The 20,747-nt window shown below is 29.9% G+C and carries 9 protein-coding genes; 8 read left to right on the forward strand and 1 reads right to left on the reverse strand.

What is annotated here, in order from left to right:
- Positions 1 to 282: 282 nt before the first annotated feature.
- The 4 genes from helD (at position 283) to CLCHR_RS02185 (ending at position 5,536) form a co-directional block, all read left to right on the forward strand.
- The gene (gene helD / locus CLCHR_RS02170; protein ID WP_079438042.1) at positions 283 to 2,454 is read left to right on the forward strand and encodes an RNA polymerase recycling motor HelD; all 2,172 of its coding nucleotides are present in this window, start codon (positions 283 to 285) and stop codon (positions 2,452 to 2,454) included.
- Positions 2,455 to 3,044: 590 nt separating this feature from the next.
- Positions 3,045 to 3,863 carry an ABC transporter substrate-binding protein gene (locus CLCHR_RS02175; RefSeq protein ID WP_079438043.1) on the forward strand — a complete coding sequence of 273 codons (819 nt, stop codon included), beginning with the start codon at positions 3,045 to 3,047 and terminating at the stop codon, positions 3,861 to 3,863.
- Positions 3,864 to 4,167: 304 nt separating this feature from the next.
- Positions 4,168 to 4,827, forward strand: a complete 660-nt coding sequence (locus CLCHR_RS02180; RefSeq protein ID WP_079438044.1) for an amino acid ABC transporter permease — start codon at positions 4,168 to 4,170, stop codon at positions 4,825 to 4,827.
- Positions 4,814 to 5,536, forward strand: a complete 723-nt coding sequence (locus CLCHR_RS02185) for an amino acid ABC transporter ATP-binding protein (RefSeq protein WP_079438045.1) — start codon at positions 4,814 to 4,816, stop codon at positions 5,534 to 5,536. Before CLCHR_RS02180 ends, CLCHR_RS02185 begins: the two co-directional genes overlap by 14 nt.
- A gap of 219 nt (positions 5,537 to 5,755) precedes the next feature.
- Here CLCHR_RS02185 and CLCHR_RS02190 read toward each other — a convergent pair whose 3' ends face one another.
- Positions 5,756 to 6,931, reverse strand: a complete 1,176-nt coding sequence (locus CLCHR_RS02190) for a cation diffusion facilitator family transporter (RefSeq protein ID WP_079438046.1) — start codon at positions 6,929 to 6,931, stop codon at positions 5,756 to 5,758.
- Positions 6,932 to 7,305: 374 nt separating this feature from the next.
- Between CLCHR_RS02190 and dapA the strand changes: the two genes are divergently transcribed.
- From dapA to CLCHR_RS02210, 4 genes are all read left to right on the forward strand, one after another.
- Positions 7,306 to 8,178: a 4-hydroxy-tetrahydrodipicolinate synthase gene (gene dapA, locus CLCHR_RS02195; RefSeq protein WP_207652299.1), complete on the forward strand. Its 873-nt coding sequence runs from the start codon at positions 7,306 to 7,308 to the stop codon at positions 8,176 to 8,178.
- 285 nt (positions 8,179 to 8,463) lie between these two features.
- A complete protein-coding gene (locus CLCHR_RS02200) occupies positions 8,464 to 9,381 on the forward strand; it encodes a phage replisome organizer N-terminal domain-containing protein (protein WP_079438048.1) in 918 nt (305 codons plus the stop codon).
- Positions 9,382 to 9,539: 158 nt separating this feature from the next.
- Positions 9,540 to 10,826, forward strand: coding sequence for a M18 family aminopeptidase (locus CLCHR_RS02205; RefSeq protein WP_079438049.1), 1,287 nt, complete (start codon positions 9,540 to 9,542; stop codon positions 10,824 to 10,826).
- Positions 10,827 to 11,500: 674 nt separating this feature from the next.
- Entirely contained in the window at positions 11,501 to 20,734 is a 9,234-nt protein-coding gene (locus CLCHR_RS02210; protein ID WP_079438050.1) for a glycoside hydrolase family 94 protein, read from the forward strand.
- Positions 20,735 to 20,747 lie beyond the last annotated feature (13 nt).

Consider the following 20,747-nt stretch of genomic DNA (forward strand, 5'->3'; position numbering starts at 1 on the left):
TACATTGTGCATTTTATAATTCTTAGGATATAATTAGTTAATACTTTGTCAAGGGAAGGGAGAACGCGTCTTGTACCTTTTTACTCAATCAATATTCCTTAAGATGGTGAATAGATGAAAAAGCTCTTATAAATAAATGAATTTATAAGAGGATTATAATAGACTATCTAGGAAAAATCATTAAGGTGAATAAGTTATATAAAAACAATAAATGAGTCTCTTGATTTGATGTTTTATTACTGGCAAGAGGACTCATGTTAACTATATTTGGAGGTCGTAATTATGGGTAATCAAATAGATTTTTTAAGAGAAGAAGAAAAACTAAAAGAAATCTTAGAAATATTAAATAATGAAATTTTAAAGTACTTAGAGAAAAGAAAGAATGTTACAAACTATATTCTTGATGCAAGAAAAAAGTATGTAGAAGAGTATAAAGATGATGAAGATCAAATCATCGACTACTTTGATCATGAAAATTACGTTAAAGAAGAAGCTTATAGAACGATTGATAAGAGACTTATGGAATTTACAAAGCTTAAAGAAATACCTTACTTTGGAAAGGTTACATTTAAAGAAGATGATAATATTCCAGAGGATATATATATAGGTAGATATGGACTAACTGTAGAGGACAGTTTTGAGCCTCTAATTGTAGATTGGAGAGCACCAATTGCATCACTTTTTTATAAAGGAACTCTTGGAAAAGCAAGCTTTAATCCACCATCAGGTGAAATAGAGGTTGATATATTATCAAGAAAGCAGCTTATCATAAAAAGAAGTCAGTTAAAAGGCATATTTGACTCAGCAATAGATGTTAAAGATGAAATACTGCAAATGGTTTTAACTGAAAATTCATCAGATAAGCTAAAAGACATAGTCATGACCATACAAAAAGAACAGGATGAGATAATAAGAGAAGATAGAAATAAAATAATTGTTGTAAATGGAGTTGCGGGATCAGGAAAAACTACGATTGCGCTTCATAGAATTTCTTATCTACTTTATAACTTCAGAAAACAATTTGGAGACAAAGTATTAATTTTTGGACCTAACGATATTTTTATGGATTATATAGCTCAAGTGCTTCCTTCACTTGGCGAAAGCAATATAAAACAAACTACTTTTGAAAATTTTGCAATCAAGCAAATAGGGTTAAGATACGAAAAATTTAAAAGTTTGGGAAGTTATATTGAAGATGCCATGAATGAAAATGAAGACGCTTTGGCAGAATATAAGTATAAGAGTTCTAGGGAATTTGTTGAACTATTAAATTCCAATATAGAAAAGTTAGATAGGGAATACTTTAAAATACAAGCAATTAAATTTAATAATGAGGAAATTGTTTCAGTCAAAGAGGTAGAAGAATTATTTAATAAATATTATAAAGATATGCCTCTATTTAGAAGAAGTGAAAAGATTAAGAGAGTATTGACCTCTAAAATTAAGGATAAAAGAGATGAAGAATTATATAAAATAAATGCTGAGTTTAAAGAAAAAATAAATAGTTTATCAGCAGAAGATTTAGAAATAGAAAAAACTCATTTAGAATATTTAAGAAAAATGGAAATAAGAAAAATTATAAGAGCTGTTATGAACTCTCGTGATGAATTAGATTCTTGGGTTAAAGTTAAACCAATTATAGATATTTATAAAAAGATTATTAATCCAAATGCGTTTTCAGAAAATGCTGAAAAAGTTAATGAGATTACTGAAGGAATTAATAAAAATTATGAAGATGATTTAGGATACATGGATTTAGCAGGAATTCTTTATTTGATGGTTAAATTAACAGGATTAAAATCAAAAGAAGAGATAAAGCATATTGTAATTGATGAAGCACAAGACTATAGCTTTATGCAATTTGAAATAATCAAAGAAATAACTGGATGCAATAGCTATACAATAGTTGGAGACTCAAATCAAAGATTAATTGAAACTAACGAAGAACCAGCAATGCTTCACTTAGATCAAGTATTCAAAGATTCTAACGTTGAAATTAAGAAGTATGAATTAAACAAGAGTTATAGATCAACTCAAGAGATAATGCAGTATTCAAATAAATTCTTAGACAAAGATAGAATAGTTCCTTTAGTCAGAAAAGGTGAGCCTGTTATTGAGGAAGAAGTTTCAAACAATGAAGAACTTATAGATACGCTTATTTCTATAATTGAGGATTATGAGGAAGATGGTTATGAAAATGTCGCTGTAATATTTAAAGGGAAGAAAGAGCTTAGTGAATTTGCGCCTCTTATTAAGGAAAAAATCAACATACAAAACTTAGATAATGACGATATACTTTATAAGGGCGGAAAAGTGCTTATGCCAGCATATTTAGCTAAGGGATTAGAGTTTGACGGAGTAATAATAGTTGAAAATGAGCGGATTCAGCCTTTAGTTAAATATATTATGTGCACTAGAGCATTACACCGATTATCTGTAGTAAAATGCTTATAGAAATCAATGAATATTAGGTTTAAGATATAACTTATCGAAAGTGAGTAGACTCTGTTATTTCGGTTGCTGTAGAATAATGCTGAATATTTTATCGGGATTTATGCAAAATGAAAAAATATTCAGCATAAATATAAGTATATCGCAATAAATTAATATATAAATAAAAAATATTGAGATATACTAATTTATACATAGAAATATAGCAATTAATACATTTATGATTATCATTGATCATAAATGTTGTAAATAAGCCACAGTTTTTAATTTTATCATATAAAAACTTATCATGTAGGGTGTGAGTGTAATATAGGAAAATATACTTAGAGTACAAAAAATTTAATATTAATTCATAAAAGTTAAAAAAAATACTATATTTCTATTGAGTAAATATAAAATAATGTGTATAATTATGCTATCGACATTGAGGGAATCAAGTGAAACTTGATTCGGGTGGGGTTTGATCCCCATCTGAATCCTAGTTGAACTCATCCAGGAGCGTGCAGCCGTTATCTCCCACTTAAAGAAGTGGGAGTGTTACGGATGCTAGCTATCGGATAAATTTAAATGAAAAAAATTGGAGGTATATATAAATGAAAGCTGGAATAGTAAAAAAAATAATGGCATTTGCAGCAGCAACAACTATAGCAATAAGTATGGTTGGATGTGGAAGTGGTGCTGCTGATAAAAAACAAAATTCATTAGAAGCAATTAAAGCAAAAGGGAAACTTGTGATTGGAACAAGTGCTGATTATCCACCATATGAATTCCATAAAGAAATAGATGGAAAAGATCAAATAGTTGGATTTGATATTGAAATTGCAAAACAATTTGCAAAAGATTTAGGGGTAGAACTTGAAATAAAGGACATGGCTTTTGATGGGTTACTTGTAGCGCTTCAATCAGACAAGATAGACATGGTATTCTCAGGTATGACTCCAACAGATGAAAGAAAACAAAATGCAGATTTCTCAGATCTATACTATACTGCAACACATAGATTTGTACTTAGATCAGGAGACGAAGCTTCAATAACTAAAATGGAAGATTTAAAAGGAAAGAAAATTGGAGTTCAAAAGGGTTCAATTCAAGAACGTATAGCTCAAGAAAACTTTGATAAAGACAGCATTAAGTCATTAGATAAAGTTACTGATTTAATATTAGATCTAAAGAACAATAAAGTAGATGCTGTTTTAATTGAATTACCAGTAGCTGAAATAAATGTTCAAAAGAATGAAGGTATTGCAATCGCAAAGAATTTAGAAGTTAAAGATCCAGACGGCGGAACAGCAATAGCTATGAAAAAGAATTCACCAGAATTATTAGCAGAAGTTAATAAGACAATCAAGAAATTAAAGGATGAAGATAAAATTAAACAACTTGTAACAGATGCAAATAAGTTAGTAGATTAGTATTATTAAATATAAAGTAATATGATAAAAAATAACGAGTTAAAGATGTGACGTATATTTTGTGTTAGACAATGAGATATGTTTTATGTATGGTACTGCTGTGCGACATAAAGATAAGGTATGATGCAAAATATACTAACATAATAACTTGTTATTTTTTTGAGTAAACATTAAAGCAGTAAATACTTATAATTGGAAATTAACAACAGTTGATAAAAATTAGTTCATAACGTATAATTAAAAATTGGTATAATCGCTATTAGCAAAATTATTGATAAAGAATTTAGGATTAGGAGGGAAAATATTGAATTTTTCATTTTTGGGAAAATACTCTGAATATTATTTAAAGGGTGCAGAGATAACAATCGTATTAGCATTTTTTGCAGTGTTATTTGGGACAATTTTGGGGCTTGGATTAACACTTTTAAGACGTTCAAAAATTAAGCCAATTAGTTATATAGCAACAGCTTATGTAGAATTTGTAAGAGGTACTCCGCTTCTGGTTCAAATATATATAATATATATAGGTTTGCCTAAGTTAATTGGTATAGACATGCCTGACATGACTGTAGGTGCAGTGGCCTTATCATTAAATTCAGCAGCCTATATATCTGAGATAATAAGAGCCGGTATTGAAGCAGTTGATAAGGGTCAAATGGAAGCTGCTAGAAGTCTAGGAATGAATCAAAGTTTAGCAATGTTTCATGTTGTAATACCTCAAGCATTTAAGAATATCTTACCTGCCCTTGGTAATGAGTTTATTTCAGTTATAAAAGAATCTTCAATGGTTTCTGTAATTGGAGTTGCAGAGCTTATGTATAATGCCGGCATAGTAAGAGGAAATACAGCTTTAGGTTTAGAACCAGTAATAGTTGCGGCAGTAATTTACTTTATTTTAACTTTCACTTTGACAAGAGGATTGGGTTATGTTGAGAGGAGGCTTAAAGCAAGTGATATACGTTAAAGATTTACATAAAAGTTTCGGAAAGAATGAAGTTTTAAGAGGAATAGATGAGCATTTAAAGAAAGGTGAAGTTGTTGTTGTAATTGGACCATCTGGTTCAGGAAAGAGTACATTTCTAAGATGCCTTAATTTATTAGAAACTCCTACATCAGGACAAATTACTTTTGAAGGTAAAGATATAACATCAAAAGCAACTAATATAGATAAAATGAGAGAAAAAATGGGGATGGTATTCCAACATTTTAATTTATTTCCTCATAAAACTGTATGTGAAAATATATGCTTAGCTCCTATGAAAGTAAAAGGAATGTCAAAAGATGAAGCTAAGAAGATTACAGTATCTTTATTAGAAAAAGTAGGATTAGTAGATAAAATAGATGCTTATCCAGCTTCGTTATCAGGTGGACAAAAGCAAAGAATTGCGATAGCTAGAGCATTAGCTATGCAGCCAGATGTTATGTTATTTGATGAGCCAACATCGGCATTAGACCCTGAAATGGTTGGAGAAGTTTTAACTGTTATGAAAGATCTTGCAAAAGAAGGAATGACGATGGTCGTTGTAACTCACGAAATGGGCTTTGCAAGAGAAGTTGGAGATAGAATACTATTTATGGATGGTGGAAAAATCGTAGAACAAGGAACACCAGACGAAGTATTCAAAAATCCAAAAAACCCACGTACAATAGACTTTTTATCTAAGGTTCTATAGATACTTTAGAATTATTCATATATCAACCGAAATTGGATACATGTTTATTCCATAGGACTAGTGAAAATTTCGATGGAAAACACTAAATGGCAGGATGCACCCGCTTCTGCTTGCTCCTGATTTTATCAGGACAAGCAAAAAACGGAACAACCTGCCATTAAGTGTTTTTTCAGCTTATTTTCACATGCCTATTCTATTTCGGTTGTTTATCACTTCACTTTAAGTGTAATGCTTATCTACAGTAATTACGCAGTTATAGGATGGATGATATTTTTTTACGCCATCAGATATTAACTTTGCAAGTTCATCATCTGATATAGGGGATACCTTTGATGGTTCTATAACCACATCAAAAATTAAATTTTTAACCTCACCTTCACCTACTACTCTAAAGTCATGTATTGAATCGATGTAATCATATTTCTTTATTATAGATAGAATTTCGTCGTAGGCTGATTTAACTTCGCCTTCAATAACGCATATAGGATCAATATGTATTACTAAATAGATTCTAAGGGCTTTTGAAATTTCTCTTTCTGCTTTATCTATAATTTCATGAATAGCTACAACGCTGATATCACTTGGTATTTCAGCATGAATTGACGCCATGCATTTACCTGGGCCATAATTGTGAATAATTAGATCATGCGTACCAAGTATGTTATCATAAGAGGTTACCATTTCTGTAATAGAATTAACGAGTTCATCATCTGGTGCCTCACCTAAAAGAGGGTTTATAGTATCTCTGACTAGATTAAAACCAGAGTAAACTATAAATAGTGCTACAATCATTCCGATATAAGCGTCAATTGGAAAGGTAGTGAATTTAGCTGCTAAAAATGATATCACAACACAAGTGGAAGTAAATACATCACCTAAGGCATCTGTAGATGATGCTTTTAATGCAGCAGAATTAATTTTTTCACCCATAAACTTATTGAACCTTGAAAGCCAAACTTTAAAAAAGATTGATACAAAAAGTAATAAAAAAGGAACCAGTTCAAAAGTAACAGGAGTTGGATTTACAATTCTTTCGAAGGATGATTTAATAAATTGAATTCCAACTAACATTACCATGAAAGCGACAATTAGAGCAGAAAGATACTCAATTCTTCCATGACCGAAGGGATGCTCTCTATCTGCTGGTTTATTTGAAAGTTTAAAACCTAAAATAGTAATTAAAGAAGAGGCGGCATCAGAAAGGTTATTAAAAGCATCAGCCATAATAGCTATACTTGAAACAATCATTCCAACAGAAAGTTTTATAATAAATAAAATTACATTTAGTAATATTCCAACTATTCCTCCAATTACACCATAGGCATTTCTAACTTTATCATCTTTAACGTTAGAATTATCCTTTATAAATCTGTGAACAATAAAATTAAAAAACATTTAAGACACTCCAATCTTCTATATCAATAATTACCAAAAAGGAATATAATCATTATATTAAGGCATATTAGAAAAAATAACAAGTTACGTGAATCTATTTTATGCTGTACTATATTTCTATATTCATTTAATATTTTAATTTTGATGAAGTATGTATATTTATTATATATAAATGCATATTTAATAATTTTGATATTGTAATTATATGTTGAAAAAACTTTAGAGTAGGAGCATTTTTTTATGTAATAGAGTATTTCTGGAGTTTATTAATATATATTTTATTCATTTTATGTATATTCTAAGTTTATAGTCTTAGCTGACTGTGTTATAATTATATAGAAAATATTCAAGGGGGCAGTTTTATGAAGGATATTATATTTACTGGTGCGGCAGTCGCAATTGTTACACCTTTTACAGAAGATGGAATAAATTTCTCTGAATTAAAAAAGTTAATTGACTTTAATATAGAGAATGGAAGTGATGCAATCGTAATTGCAGGAACTACAGGTGAATCTTCAACTATGACTGATGAAGAGCATAAGGAAGTTATTAAATTTACAGTTGAGTATGTAAATAAAAGAGTTCCTGTTATTGCAGGTACAGGTTCTAATGATACTATTTATGCAGTAGAATTATCAAAGTATGCTGAGAATGTTGGTGCTGATGCACTTTTACTAGTTACACCATACTATAACAAAGCTACTCAGAGTGGTTTAATCAAACACTATAATTATATTGCAGACAGAGTTAATATTCCGATTATTTTATATAATGTACCATCAAGAACAGGAGTTAATATATCACCTGAAACATATGCTGAATTAGCTAAGCATCCGCGCATAGTTGCTACAAAAGAAGCAAGTGGAGATCTTTCAGCTATTGCAAAAATAAAAGCTCTTTGCGGCGATGAACTTAATATTTATTCAGGAAATGATGACCAAATACTTCCTATATTATCTCTTGGAGGAAAAGGTGTTATTTCAGTTTTATCAAATATTATGCCTAAGGAAGCTCATGATATTTGTAGCTTATATGTTGAAGGTAAAGTTGAAGAAAGCTGTGAACTTCAAACAAAATACTTAGATCTTATTAACACATTATTTATAGAAGTGAATCCAATTCCAGTAAAAACAGCGTTGGGGCTTATGGGATATAATGTTGGACCGCTTAGAATGCCATTATTCCCTATGGAAGGTAAGAATTTAGAAATATTAAAAGAACAACTTTCTAAAAATGAGCTTATATAGATTTATTGCATAGATAAATAAGTTGAAAATTATGTTTTAGAACAATAGAATTAATATTTATTAAAAAAGGACGCTTTGATGTTATAAAATTAAGCGTTCTTTTTTGAACTAAAATATTTTGTATATTGTATCTGAACTAAAATTTAGATGTATTCACACTTTAAAATAAGAACGAATAAAATATTTCTTTAAAAATATAAAAAGTTTTAGAAAAACTATGTAAATATTAAATTTAAATCATATATCCTATATAGAATATTAATTTGTATGGGAGTGTGTTGAAAAATGAAAGAAAGAAAAATTGTTAAATTAAGAGTTGATATGTATGAAGATACTAAATCTAAAATAATAGATAAAATGAATGAAAGGGATCTTATTCACTATATTTGGATTAGGCTTATTGCTTTAGCTGGAAAGGTAAATTTAAAAGGGGAGTTATTTTTATCTAGAAATATTCCATATACACTAGAGACTTTAGCTATAGAATTTAATAGAGAGGCTATACAAGTAAAATTAGTTTTAGAAGTATTAATAGACTTAGAAATGCTTGAATTTACTGAAGATAATATTTATAAAGTAAAAAACTTTGCAAAACATCAAAATATTAAAGTAAATGAGAAAGTTAAAGAAAAAGATATTGTGGAAAAAGAAAAGGGCTCTGATGAGAATGAAGAGAATCTTAAAGAAAATCTAATGATCATTGATTCAAAGACTAGTAAGTATAAAAGTATTGATGAAATTATTAAGAATAAAACTTCTGAAATCGAAGAAAAGAATATAGTAATTTCTAGAGAAGCAATAAATAATGACGATGATGAGAATAATAGTAATAACTTTAATGAATATAGAGAAAATCCTGTTGGCATAAATTCTGAGTTTATAGTTACAAATAGTATGCTGAATGAAGCACACATAAATAATGATAATATGATAAGAACTGAGAAAATCAGTGATAATGAAATTATAAACATTAACATGAATACTCTAAATAATAAAAACATCAATGAAAATAATGTACATTCAAGCATTCCAACATCCTTACAAAAGAGAAAGAAGAAGAATAAAAGCAGAGGAAAATCTAAGGATAAAGGTAATGTCAATGAGATTAATTTCAATCAAGATGAGGAAGAAATAGTGGAATTTCATTCAGGAGATATACCTTTAGGTGAAGGCGAAAAGGTAGTTATGGCATTTAGTATGTAATCATTAGCTTAATTAAAATAATATAAAATTTTCTAGAGAAGCAAACATAGAAAGTATGCATTATTTTCTAAAAAGGTATATAATATTAAAAGTGAATTCAATATTGTTTAATATTTTATATGAAAAATTTAATTTATGTAGGGAGAGATAATAACTATATGAATAACGCGCAAGAATTATTAGATTTTATAAATAAGGGTAAGACTGCTTTTCAAAGTACTTATGAAATTAAAGATATCTTAGATAAGCAAGGTTATACAGAGATTAAAGAAGAAGATAAATGGGAGTTAAAGAAGGGTGGAAAACACTATATTATAAAAAACGACTCTGCATTAATTGCCTTTGAAATAGGAAATGGTGATATTGAAAAAGATGGATTCAGATTAATAGGAGCACATACTGACTCGCCTGGATTTAGAATAAAGCCAAATCCAGAAATGAAGGTTGAAGGACATTACGTTAAGTTAAATACTGAGGTCTATGGTGGTCCAATACTAAGTACTTGGTTTGACAGACCTTTAAGCATAGCGGGAAGAGTAACCTTAAAGGGGGAAAATCCATTCAATCCAAAGGTCGAATTATTAGATGTAAACAAGCCAATTTTAATTATTCCTAATTTAGCAATACATATGAATAGAAGCGTAAATGAGGGATATGAATATAATAAGCAAAAAGACACCTTACCAATGCTTGCATTAGTTGAAGATAAGTTAGAAAAGGATAATTATTTAATTAACTTAATAGCAGAAACTTTAAAGGTAGATTCGAGCGATATATTAGACTTTGATTTATTTTTGTACGAGTATGCAGAAGGTATGCTAATTGGTCTAAATGATGAATTTATATCATGCGGAAGACTGGATGACTTATGGATGGTATTTGCAGGATTAAAAGCTTTAATAAGCAGCAATCAAATTAAAGCAACTAAAGTGTTAGTAGCTTTAGATAACGAGGAAATAGGAAGTTTAACATCTCAAGGTGCCAATTCATCAATTTTAGAAAATATTTTAGAGAGAATAACTTTAGGCCTTGAAAAAGATAGAGAAGATTTTAAAAGAGCATTAAGTAATTCAATAATGATTTCAGCAGATTTAGCCCATGCAATACACCCAAATTATACAGAAAAATGTGATCCTACAAATAAACCGATGTTAGGAATGGGTCCTGTTCTTAAAATAGCAGCAGGAGGAAGTTATTCAACAGATAGTTATGCAAGTGCAGTCTTTAAAGGAATCTGTGAAAAAGCTGAAGTTCCATGTCAAGTGTTTGTAAATAGATCTGATTTAAGGGGAGGAACAACTATTGGTCCTATTACAGCATCAAAGTTGAATATACCAGTAATAGATATGGGTGCCCCATTATTAAGTATGCATTCAATAAGAGAATTAGCGACTGTAAAGGATAATGAATATACAATTAAAGCATTTACTGAATTCTTTAACTAAATCTATTCTTGAATTTGAATAATAACTTACCGAAAGAGAATATACTCTGTTACTCGATTGCCAGAAAATATAACTACGGATTTCTAACAGTACAAAAGTTGCACTATTCCTGCTTGTTCCTTAGGCAAGCTAATAACAAGCAGGAATGGAACAACTCTTACTGAAGAAATACTTGTAGTTTTATTTTAAATGCAACACTGCGTAAAAGAGTATATTCTCTTTCTGATTAAATATATATCAAAATATGAATATTATTTAAAACTAGTAATGATAGTTGAAATTTAGTAAGACATGGATTTACCTTTTTATTTTAGGTTTTATAAAATTGTTAAGTTTCTTGAAATTGTCTGTATGGTATTCGAACAACTCAAATATAAAAATATTGCTAGAATATACATCACTTGAAGTTTACTGCTAATCTAGAAAGAGACTATATGTTTTTGCGCAGTGTTCATTAGAAGATTTGGCTGGTTGTGATTCTTAGAATCACCCAGCAAAATATTCAAAGAACCGAAGCAAACACATATAGTCTCTTTCGGTTATCTATCAGTAAACTTAAAGTATTATAAGATAGCAAGTATTTTTATATTAATAGAATAGTTTTTAAAGTTTTGGTAAAAATATCTCTATTGAGCAATTGTTTTTTATGTTGTATGGAGAAGGGAGTTTTTTACTTGAAAGGAAATAATTCTTATGGAGTAAGAAAGAATGTTTTAAAAGAGCTTGCAGAGGGATTTTCTTGCATCCATGATAACTTTAAGTATTTTAGTAAGTTATCTAAAGATGGTTACAAAGTACTTGGAGCGTCTGAATGGCTTCTTGATAATATATATTTAATTGAAAAAGAGTATAAAGCAATAAAAGTTGAGATGCCTATAGATTATTTTAAAGGACTATCTTCTGTAGGTGAAAGTAATTATAATAGATTCGATAATGAAAGAAATGATGATGAAGAGCAGGTTCCGCGTATATTTGCGATAGCTAAGGATTATATAAATGATAAGAATACAATAAATTGCGATAAGTTGATATCTTATATAAACGGGCTTCAGGGAAATGAGTTAAATTCAGATAATAAGGAAGCCGCGTTTACTATGGGCGAATTATGGGCATTTCCGTTAATGCTTAAAATATCAATCATAATAAATTTATCTAAATATACAGAAGAACTCGTTAGTATTCAAAAAGAAATCATAAAAGGAAAAGATGTAGCTGAAAATATTATAGATGCTATTAATAATAATGAATATGACAATGTAATTGACGATATAGTTGCTGAATGTGGAAATGTTAGTGATTTGTTTTTGAGGGAGTTCTTTAGTGTTTTAAGAGACAATTCAATAGATGATGAAAGAGTAAATAATCTAATAGAGACGAAATGGAAAATAGATTTAGATAATAATAAAATCAAAAGTGATTTAAGGGAAGAAGTCCTAGAACGGAATATAGGAGATTATATAACTTCAATAAGAAAAATTGAGGGAATAAGCTGGCGTAAATTTTTTGAAAGCACATCTTTAGTTGAACAGATATTAAAAAAGGATCCTGAGGATGTATATAATAGTATGGATTTTGCAACTAAGGATTATTATAGGCATAAACTTGAGGAGTTGGCTAAGACCAGTGGAATTAACGAAATTGGCCTAGCAAACAATATTCTGAGCATTGCACAAAACTGTAAAAATAATAAGGAAGAAAGATTTAAGTGTCATATAGGATATTACCTAATAGATAATGGTATAAATAAGTTAAAAGAATACGGTGTAAATATAAAATCTACAATCTCTGAAAATACATATGTAGCCTTAAATATATTTGGAACACTATTGTTAAGTTTTCTTATTTTGTTTGTTGGAAGTTTATTAGGCGTGCGATATACTAGAGCTCAATACATAATTTCATTCTTAGTTATGCTAATTCCTATAAACGAAATTATAATAGGTTTGACTAACTATACCGTAAGTAAAGTTGTGGATATTAAAGTGGTTCCTAAATTAAATTTTAGTCAGGGGCTTCCTAGTAAGCAAAAAACAGTAGTTGTAATTCCAGCCATAGTGAATTCTAAAGAAAAAGTAAAAGATCTTATGAAGAAACTAGAAGTGGCCTACTGTGGAAATAAAGATAGAAATTTATATTTTGCATTGCTAAGTGATTTTTGTGATAGTAAGTATGAAACCGAAAAAGGTGATGCTGAAATAATTCGATGTGGAATTGAATGTGCTAGGGCATTAAATGAAAAGTACTCAAAGGATTTTACAAATGAAGTCAATAGCAGCACAGATGGTGAAAGTTCTAATAGATTTTTCTTTTTCAGTAGAAAAAGACTTTATAATAAAAAGCAAAACATATTTATGGCTAAAGAGAGAAAACGTGGAAAGCTCATGGAATTCATGGCTCTTATTAGAAATAGTAATGATCATACATATAATGTATTCAGTTCAGATTTTAAAGTACTTAATGATGTTAAATATCTGGTAACTTTAGATGAAGATACCTTTATGCCTAAAGAAAGTGTATTTAAGCTTGTAGGTGCTATGAGTCATGTACTCAATACTCCTTATATTAAAGGAAGCAGAGTTACTAGAGGTTATGGAGTAATGCAGCCTAAAGTAAGCATAAGCCTGGAAGCTAAAAATCAAACCTTCTTTTCGAGAATTTTTGGCGGTGAAGGAGGAGTTGACGGTTATTCAGTAGCTTACTCAGATACTTATCAAGATTTATTTGGAGAAGGAACATTTACTGGTAAAGGAATAGTTAGCATAGATGAGTTTTATAAAGTTTTACATACTTCAATAGAAGATGATAAAATATTAAGCCATGACCTTCTTGAGGGTGGTCTTGCAAGGTGCGGTTTACTAACTGATGTGGAATTTATTGATGGATATCCAGGATTTTACGAGTCAAGCTGCAAAAGACTACATAGATGGGTTAGGGGAGATTGGCAGTTAATTGGGTGGCTATTTAGTAATAAATTAAGTTCGCTATACAAGTGGAAGATATTTGATAATTTAAGAAGAAGTTTATTAGCACCTAATATACTTTTAGCACTCATTTTATCATTGACCATTTTAACTGGAAGAAATCAAATTGCACTTCTTGCATTTTTAGCTCTAGTAATTCCATTAGTATTTACGGTTACAGATTTTGTTGTAACACCTAAAAATAGATTAATGGGAACATTTAAGAATTTTGAACAAATAGTATTGATAATAAGTTTTATACCTTATCAAGCTTTTTTAATGCTTGATGCTATAGCTATCACTTTATTTAGAGTAATTTTTTCTAAAAGAAATCTTTTGGAATGGCAATCAGCTGAATCAGTAGAAAAGAACTCTAAAAATGACTTTAGGGCTTATCTAAAAAGAATGTGGATTTCTCCAATAATGGGGATTCTAGTACTTTTTTTGTCTTTTTATAGCAATATTGGGGTTATCACTTATAATTTAGTAGTGGCCGCACTTTGGATAGTAAGTCCTTATATGGCTTACTGTATAAGTATAAAGCTTCCAGAAGGTAACCAGATTACTTTGAAAAATGAAGAAAAGAATTATTTAAGAAAGATATCTAGACGTATATATGCTTATTACGAAGATTTTGTTAATGAAGAAAATAATTATCTAGCTCCAGATAATTATCAAGAAAAGCCTTTTAAAGGAGTTGCATATAGAACTTCTCCAACTAATATAGGAATGGGGATAACTTCAAGTATTGTTGCATATGACTTGGGTTATATAACAATGACAGAATTTATAGATAGAAGTGAGCTTATATTAAATAATATGAAGACCTTAGAAAAAGTGAATGGTCATTTTTTAAATTGGTATGATACAAGAACCAAGGAACCTCTCTGGCCTAGATATGTATCAGCTGTCGATAGTGGAAATCTTTTGGGGAATTTATGGATATTGAAACAGGCTATGGAGGAACTTAAAACTAGCAAGGTAATAAGAACAAAAGAGGTCATATCGCTTAATGATATTTATAAAATAATTGAAGATGAAGATCCTGCGGTTAGACTTAAATACTCTTCGCATATTGGTATTGGAGAATATTTAAAAGTTTTAAATGAAGTATTATTTAAATTTGAGTCATTAAAAGATAATGAACAAATAGGTAAGTTGTTAGAATTATCTGAGTTGAAGGATAATAATTCAGTAAATAATAATTTAATAGACTTAAATAATCCAGAGACCAAATATTGGGTTGATAAGCTTGTAAATGAAATTAAGAAAAAGATTAATTATTATAATTTCGTTTTTGGTGGCATAGATAAGTTATATAGTGCGGAATTTTTTGAAGGGGTCCCTAATTTAAAAGAAATAATCCACAAGTGTGAAGATTACAAAAGAAAAAATGGGGATAATTTCGAAAATACTTTAGGACAAAAAATCAAAGAGTTTAAAACCTATCTAGGTAAAATAGATAATATAATTAATGAAATTAATTCAATTTCAGAAGAGATGGATTTTAATTTTCTTTATGATAAGAATAGAGGATTATTTTCAATCGGATATAATGTAGAAGAAAAATCCCTTGGGGAGTCTTACTATGATTTACTAGCATCAGAATCAAGGATAGCATCCTTTGTTTCAATTGCTAAAAATGATGTACCATCTTCTCACTGGTTTAAACTGGGAAGGGCAATGACTAATGCATTCCGTACTCATTCACTAGTATCTTGGAGTGGAACTATGTTTGAGTACTTTATGCCGGCGCTAATGATGAGAAATTATCCTAAAACCCTATTAAGTCAAACTTATAAGTCTGTTATAAAAGCACAAATGGCTTTTGCTAAGCAGAAGAAAACTCCTTGGGGAATATCAGAATCTGCTTTTTATGAATTTGATGCATCGGAAAATTATCAATATAAAGCATTTGGTGTACCAGGCCTTGGACTTAAAAGAGGACTTGAAAATGATCTTGTAATATCACCGTATTCAACGTTAATGACACTTCAATTTGCTAAGAATACAGGTATAAAGAATCTAAAAAGGCTTGAAGAATTAGGAGCAATAGGAAGGTATGGATTTATTGAATCTGTCGATTATACCAAGGCGAGACGTGACAGATATATAATGAAGCTGCCGAAAAATGGAACTACAGATGAAACAGAGATATATGAAAATGGATATAATGAAAGTAATTTTTCAACAACTGAGAAAACTTATACACAAAATGTGGATAATTACGATGATTTTGTGGATAACTCTAAAAAAAGCGTGGATAACACAAGGAATAAAAATAGATATTTCGCTAACAAGTATAATGTGGATGATGTTGAAATTGTGGATAACTCTGAGAATAATGAGGAAACGTACATAAATAGCGCTAATAATAGTAATTCTGCAAGTAAGAGTTATCCACAGAAGCCTAACATGGTAAGAAATTACATGGTTCACCACTTAGGAATGTCACTTATGGCTTTAGATAATGTGCTATTAAATAATATTTTAGTTAATAGATTTCATGAATTGCCTGAAGTTAAAGCAACAGAACTTTTGCTAAAGGAGAAAATACCACAGAATGTAGTCTTTGAAAGAAATGAAGATTTTTCTATAAAGAGCAGAACATTTGAAGGAGAAACATTAATTCCAAGAATATTTGAAGATGTTAAACAAGATAATCCACAGCTGTTATTACTATCTAACGGCAGTTACTCATCTATGATTACAGTAAATGGAAGCGGATATTCTAAGATGAATGATACTACGCTCTATAGATGGAAGGGAAGTTCTACAAGTGATGATAGTGGAATGTTCTTTTATATAAAAAATCTTAATTCTAATGATTATTGGAGTTCAACTTTTGAGCCGTGTAAAAGCACAGGAGATAAGTATCAAGTAGAATTCAACTTAGATAAAGCTAAATTTACTAGAAGAGATGGTAATGTTGAAACTAAAATGGAAGTTGTAATTTCTTCACAGGATAATTTTGAAGTTAGAAAGCTGACTCTAAAGAATTTAGGGGATAAAGGCAGAAGTGTTGAAGTAACAAGTTATATGGAAATAACTCTAGCTGCTTTTAGTGCTGATGCAGTTCACCCTACTTTTTCTAATTTGTTCGTTCAAACTGAATATGATGAAAAAGAAGATATATTAATAGGCAGCAGAAGAGGAAGAGTTAAAAATGCAAAAGTTCCTTATATATTCCATAAAGCTGTTGTTGATGGTGAATTAGAAGGAAATATTACTTATGAAACCTCTAGAATTAATTTTATAGGCAGAAATAGAGATTTAAAGAATCCATTAGCTATGGATAATGATAAGGCTCTAGACAATACAGTAGGAACTGTTCTAGATCCGATAATGAGTATAAGAACAAGGATAAGGCTAGAACCAGATTCAAAAAGAGAAATATACTACATAACAGGAATGTGTGATTCGAAAGAACAGGCTTTAGAAATATGTAGAGAAAATGATGATAACAGCAAGCTTGGCAGGATATTTAGAAATTATAGCATAAGTACACAGCTCGAACTTAAAAATGTAGGGATAAGAAGCGCTATTGCTAATACATTTCAAAGTGCTGCAAGTTCAATATTCTTCTTAAGCAGCAATAGAAGGAATAGAGAGGAATATATAAAGAATATTTCAAAGCATCAAAAAGATTTGTGGTCTTATGGAATTTCAGGGGATTTACCTATCATTATGCTTGTTATTGAAAATGAAAAAGAAATTAATTTGGCATATAATATGATTAAATTTCATCATTACTTAAAGCTTAAAGGCGTTAAATTAGATTTAATTATATATAATGATGAGGAAGTCTCTTATGATGAGCCACTACAAAAGAATATAATGGATGCTGTAAGAGCTTCTAATGAAAGCAACTCACTAAATAAGCCAGGTGGAATCTTTATTCATAATAAAGCGACCATGAATCTTGAAATTGTTAAATTATTAATAGGTATTTCAAGATTATATGTTGATAAAAATAATAGTTTGAGCTCATATGTTTATTCTGAGAAAAAATTAAATTCATATATTGATTTAGATGAAGAAGGATTAAATTCACATATAGCATTAAGAAATAGTTCAAGGTTTAAAGATATGTTCAAAGAGGATGAAGAACCAGGAGAAGAGGATCAATTTGTTAGCAAAGATCAATCCACAGATTCTATTGATATACCTTATAAATTTTATGATCATGATGAAGAAGTAATAAATGATGATGATTTACTTAAAAATATAAGTCAATCTGAAGAACAAGCTGATAATAAAGATGCAGAGAAGAAATATAATCACAGTAAAAAAGAAAGAGAGTTAATTTATAATTCAGAAATTTCTAGCTTAGTTGACTTAGATTTAGATATATCTGAAAAATTTAATCCATCCAATAAAGAACAAGATAGCAATATGGATGAAAACTTTAATGTGGATAACTTAGATTTCTTCAATGGATATGGTGGTTTTAATAAGGTAGATAATAGTTACGTAATTAAGTTATCTAATTATAAAAATACTCCAGCACCGTGGATTAACGTTATTTCTAATGAAGACTTTGGATTTCATATATCAGAAGTAGGTTCAGGATATACTTGGTGTGGAAACTCTAGAGAAAATAAAATAACCCCTTGGAGCAATGATTACATAAGAGATCCTATGAGTGAGGCACTTTATATTAAAGATAACATCAGCAAAGATTATTTTTCAATAACACCAAAACCTGTTAGGGATAGTGGAGATTATTTAATAAAGCATAGCTTTGGTTATTCTGAATACAGGCATACTGCTTATAATATAAAAGGAAAACTTGAGATATTTGCACCTAAAGATGAAAAATTAAAAATTCAGAGAGTTACTTTAGAAAACTTAAGTGATGAAGATAGAGATATTTCATTATTCTATTATGCAAAACTTGTATTAGGTGTTTATGAATATGAGAGCTCAAGATATATATCCACATATATAAGCGGAGAAACATCTAAAGATAAGCTATCATTAAACAATAAGAGCATTAATTCGAAGATAAATTCATTTAGTGATAATAAGTTTATAGGAGCTCATAACCCTTATAGTGAGTATTTTGGTAGGTTGAATGCTTACTTAACTATCTTAGGTGGAGAAAATATAAGTTTTACCGGGGATAATAAAGAATTTATAGGTATTGGTGGGGAAGCTTCTAGCCCAGAGGCATTAAAACATAGTAGTTTAAGTAATAATAATGGAGGGGTTTATGATCCTTGCTTAGCAGCTGCTACTAAAATTAAATTAAAAAAAGGTGAGAAGAAAGAACTAATTATACTATTTGGACAGGAAGAAAGAGAAAAAATAGAGAATGTAGTAGATAAATACAGTAATTTTGAAAATGTTCAAAAAGAATTTGATAATGTAAAACAATATTGGAAACATTTCCTCGGAAATATACAAGTTAAGACACCGGATAAATCATTAGATTATCTATTAAATGGATGGTTGTTATATCAAACCTTAAGTTGTAGATATTTAAGCAGAAGTGCATTTTATCAGAGTGGAGGCGCTTATGGATTTAGAGATCAGCTTCAAGATTCAATGTCTCTTGGTGTAGCAGATCCTGAGATACCAAAAGCTCAAATATTGAGAAGTGCATCAAGACAATATGTAGAAGGGGATGTACAACATTGGTGGCATCCAGTTGTAAATTCAGGTATAAGAACTAGATTCAGTGATGATTTATTATGGTTACCTTATGTAACTGCTGAATATATTAATGCTACTGGAGATTATGAGATTCTAAATGCAACAGCTCCTTATCTTGAAGACGAACCATTAAGAGAAGGCGAAGATGAAAGATATACAATAGTAAATCAATCTTCAAAACAAGGAACTATATATGAACATTGTTTAAAAGCTATAGAAAGAGGCTTGAAATTTGGTATTCACAATATTCCTTTAATGGGTAGTGGAGATTGGAACGACGGTATGAGCACTGTCGGTAACGAAGGAAAAGGAGAAAGCGTATGGCTTGGATGGTTCTTATATTCAATTCTAGAAAGCTTTATTGAAATAGCAGAAAAGCAAAAGGACCAAACAACAAAAAATCATTATGAAGAAAGAAAAGAATTCATAAGAGAAAATCTAGAAAAGAATGCCTGGGACGGCGGCTGGTATAGAAGAGCATACTTTGATGATGGTACACCACTAGGTTCAAGAGAAAATCCAGAATGTCAAATAGACTCTTTATCTCAAAGCTGGGCTATAATCTCGGGAGCTGCCCAAAAAGAACGTGCAGTTGAAGCTATGGAGGCAGTAGACAGAAACCTTGTTAAAAAAGATAAGGGTATGATACTATTGCTTGCACCACCATTTGATAACTCTAAGCTAGAACCAGGATATATAAAAGGCTATGTACCTGGAGTAAGAGAAAATGGAGGACAGTATACTCATGCAGCAGTTTGGGTAATCTTAGCTTTAACTAAACTTAATCTTGGAGACAAAGCCCTAGAGTACTATAATATGATAAATCCAATTAATCATGCTAAGACGGAATTAGAATGTATGATGTATAAAGTAGAGCCGTATGTCATGGCGGCAGATGTTTATATAAAAGAACCTCATTCAGGAAGAGGAGGCTGGAGCTGGTATACAGGAGCTTCAGGATGGATGTATAGGGTTGGAATAGAAAATATCTTAGGACTTAAGAGGGTTAAAGATAAAGGATACAGCATAAATCCTTGTGTACCAAATGATTGGAATGAATTTGAAATAAGAATTGCAAATGAAAAAGAAGACTACACTATAAAGGTCTTGAGATTGAAAGAACAAAATAATCAAACTAATAACGAAGCACAAGCTGCACCAACCATACCGAATATGGCAAAGAATAATATCAATAATAACATAGAGGTTATTATTGATGGAAAAACAGTTAAGGATAATTTGATTCCAAGAGATAAAGGCAAATTAAATGTTCAAGTATATATTAAATAATAATATATATAAA

The sequence above is a fragment of the Clostridium chromiireducens genome, from assembly GCF_002029255.1.
Taxonomy (GTDB): domain Bacteria; phylum Bacillota; class Clostridia; order Clostridiales; family Clostridiaceae; genus Clostridium; species Clostridium chromiireducens.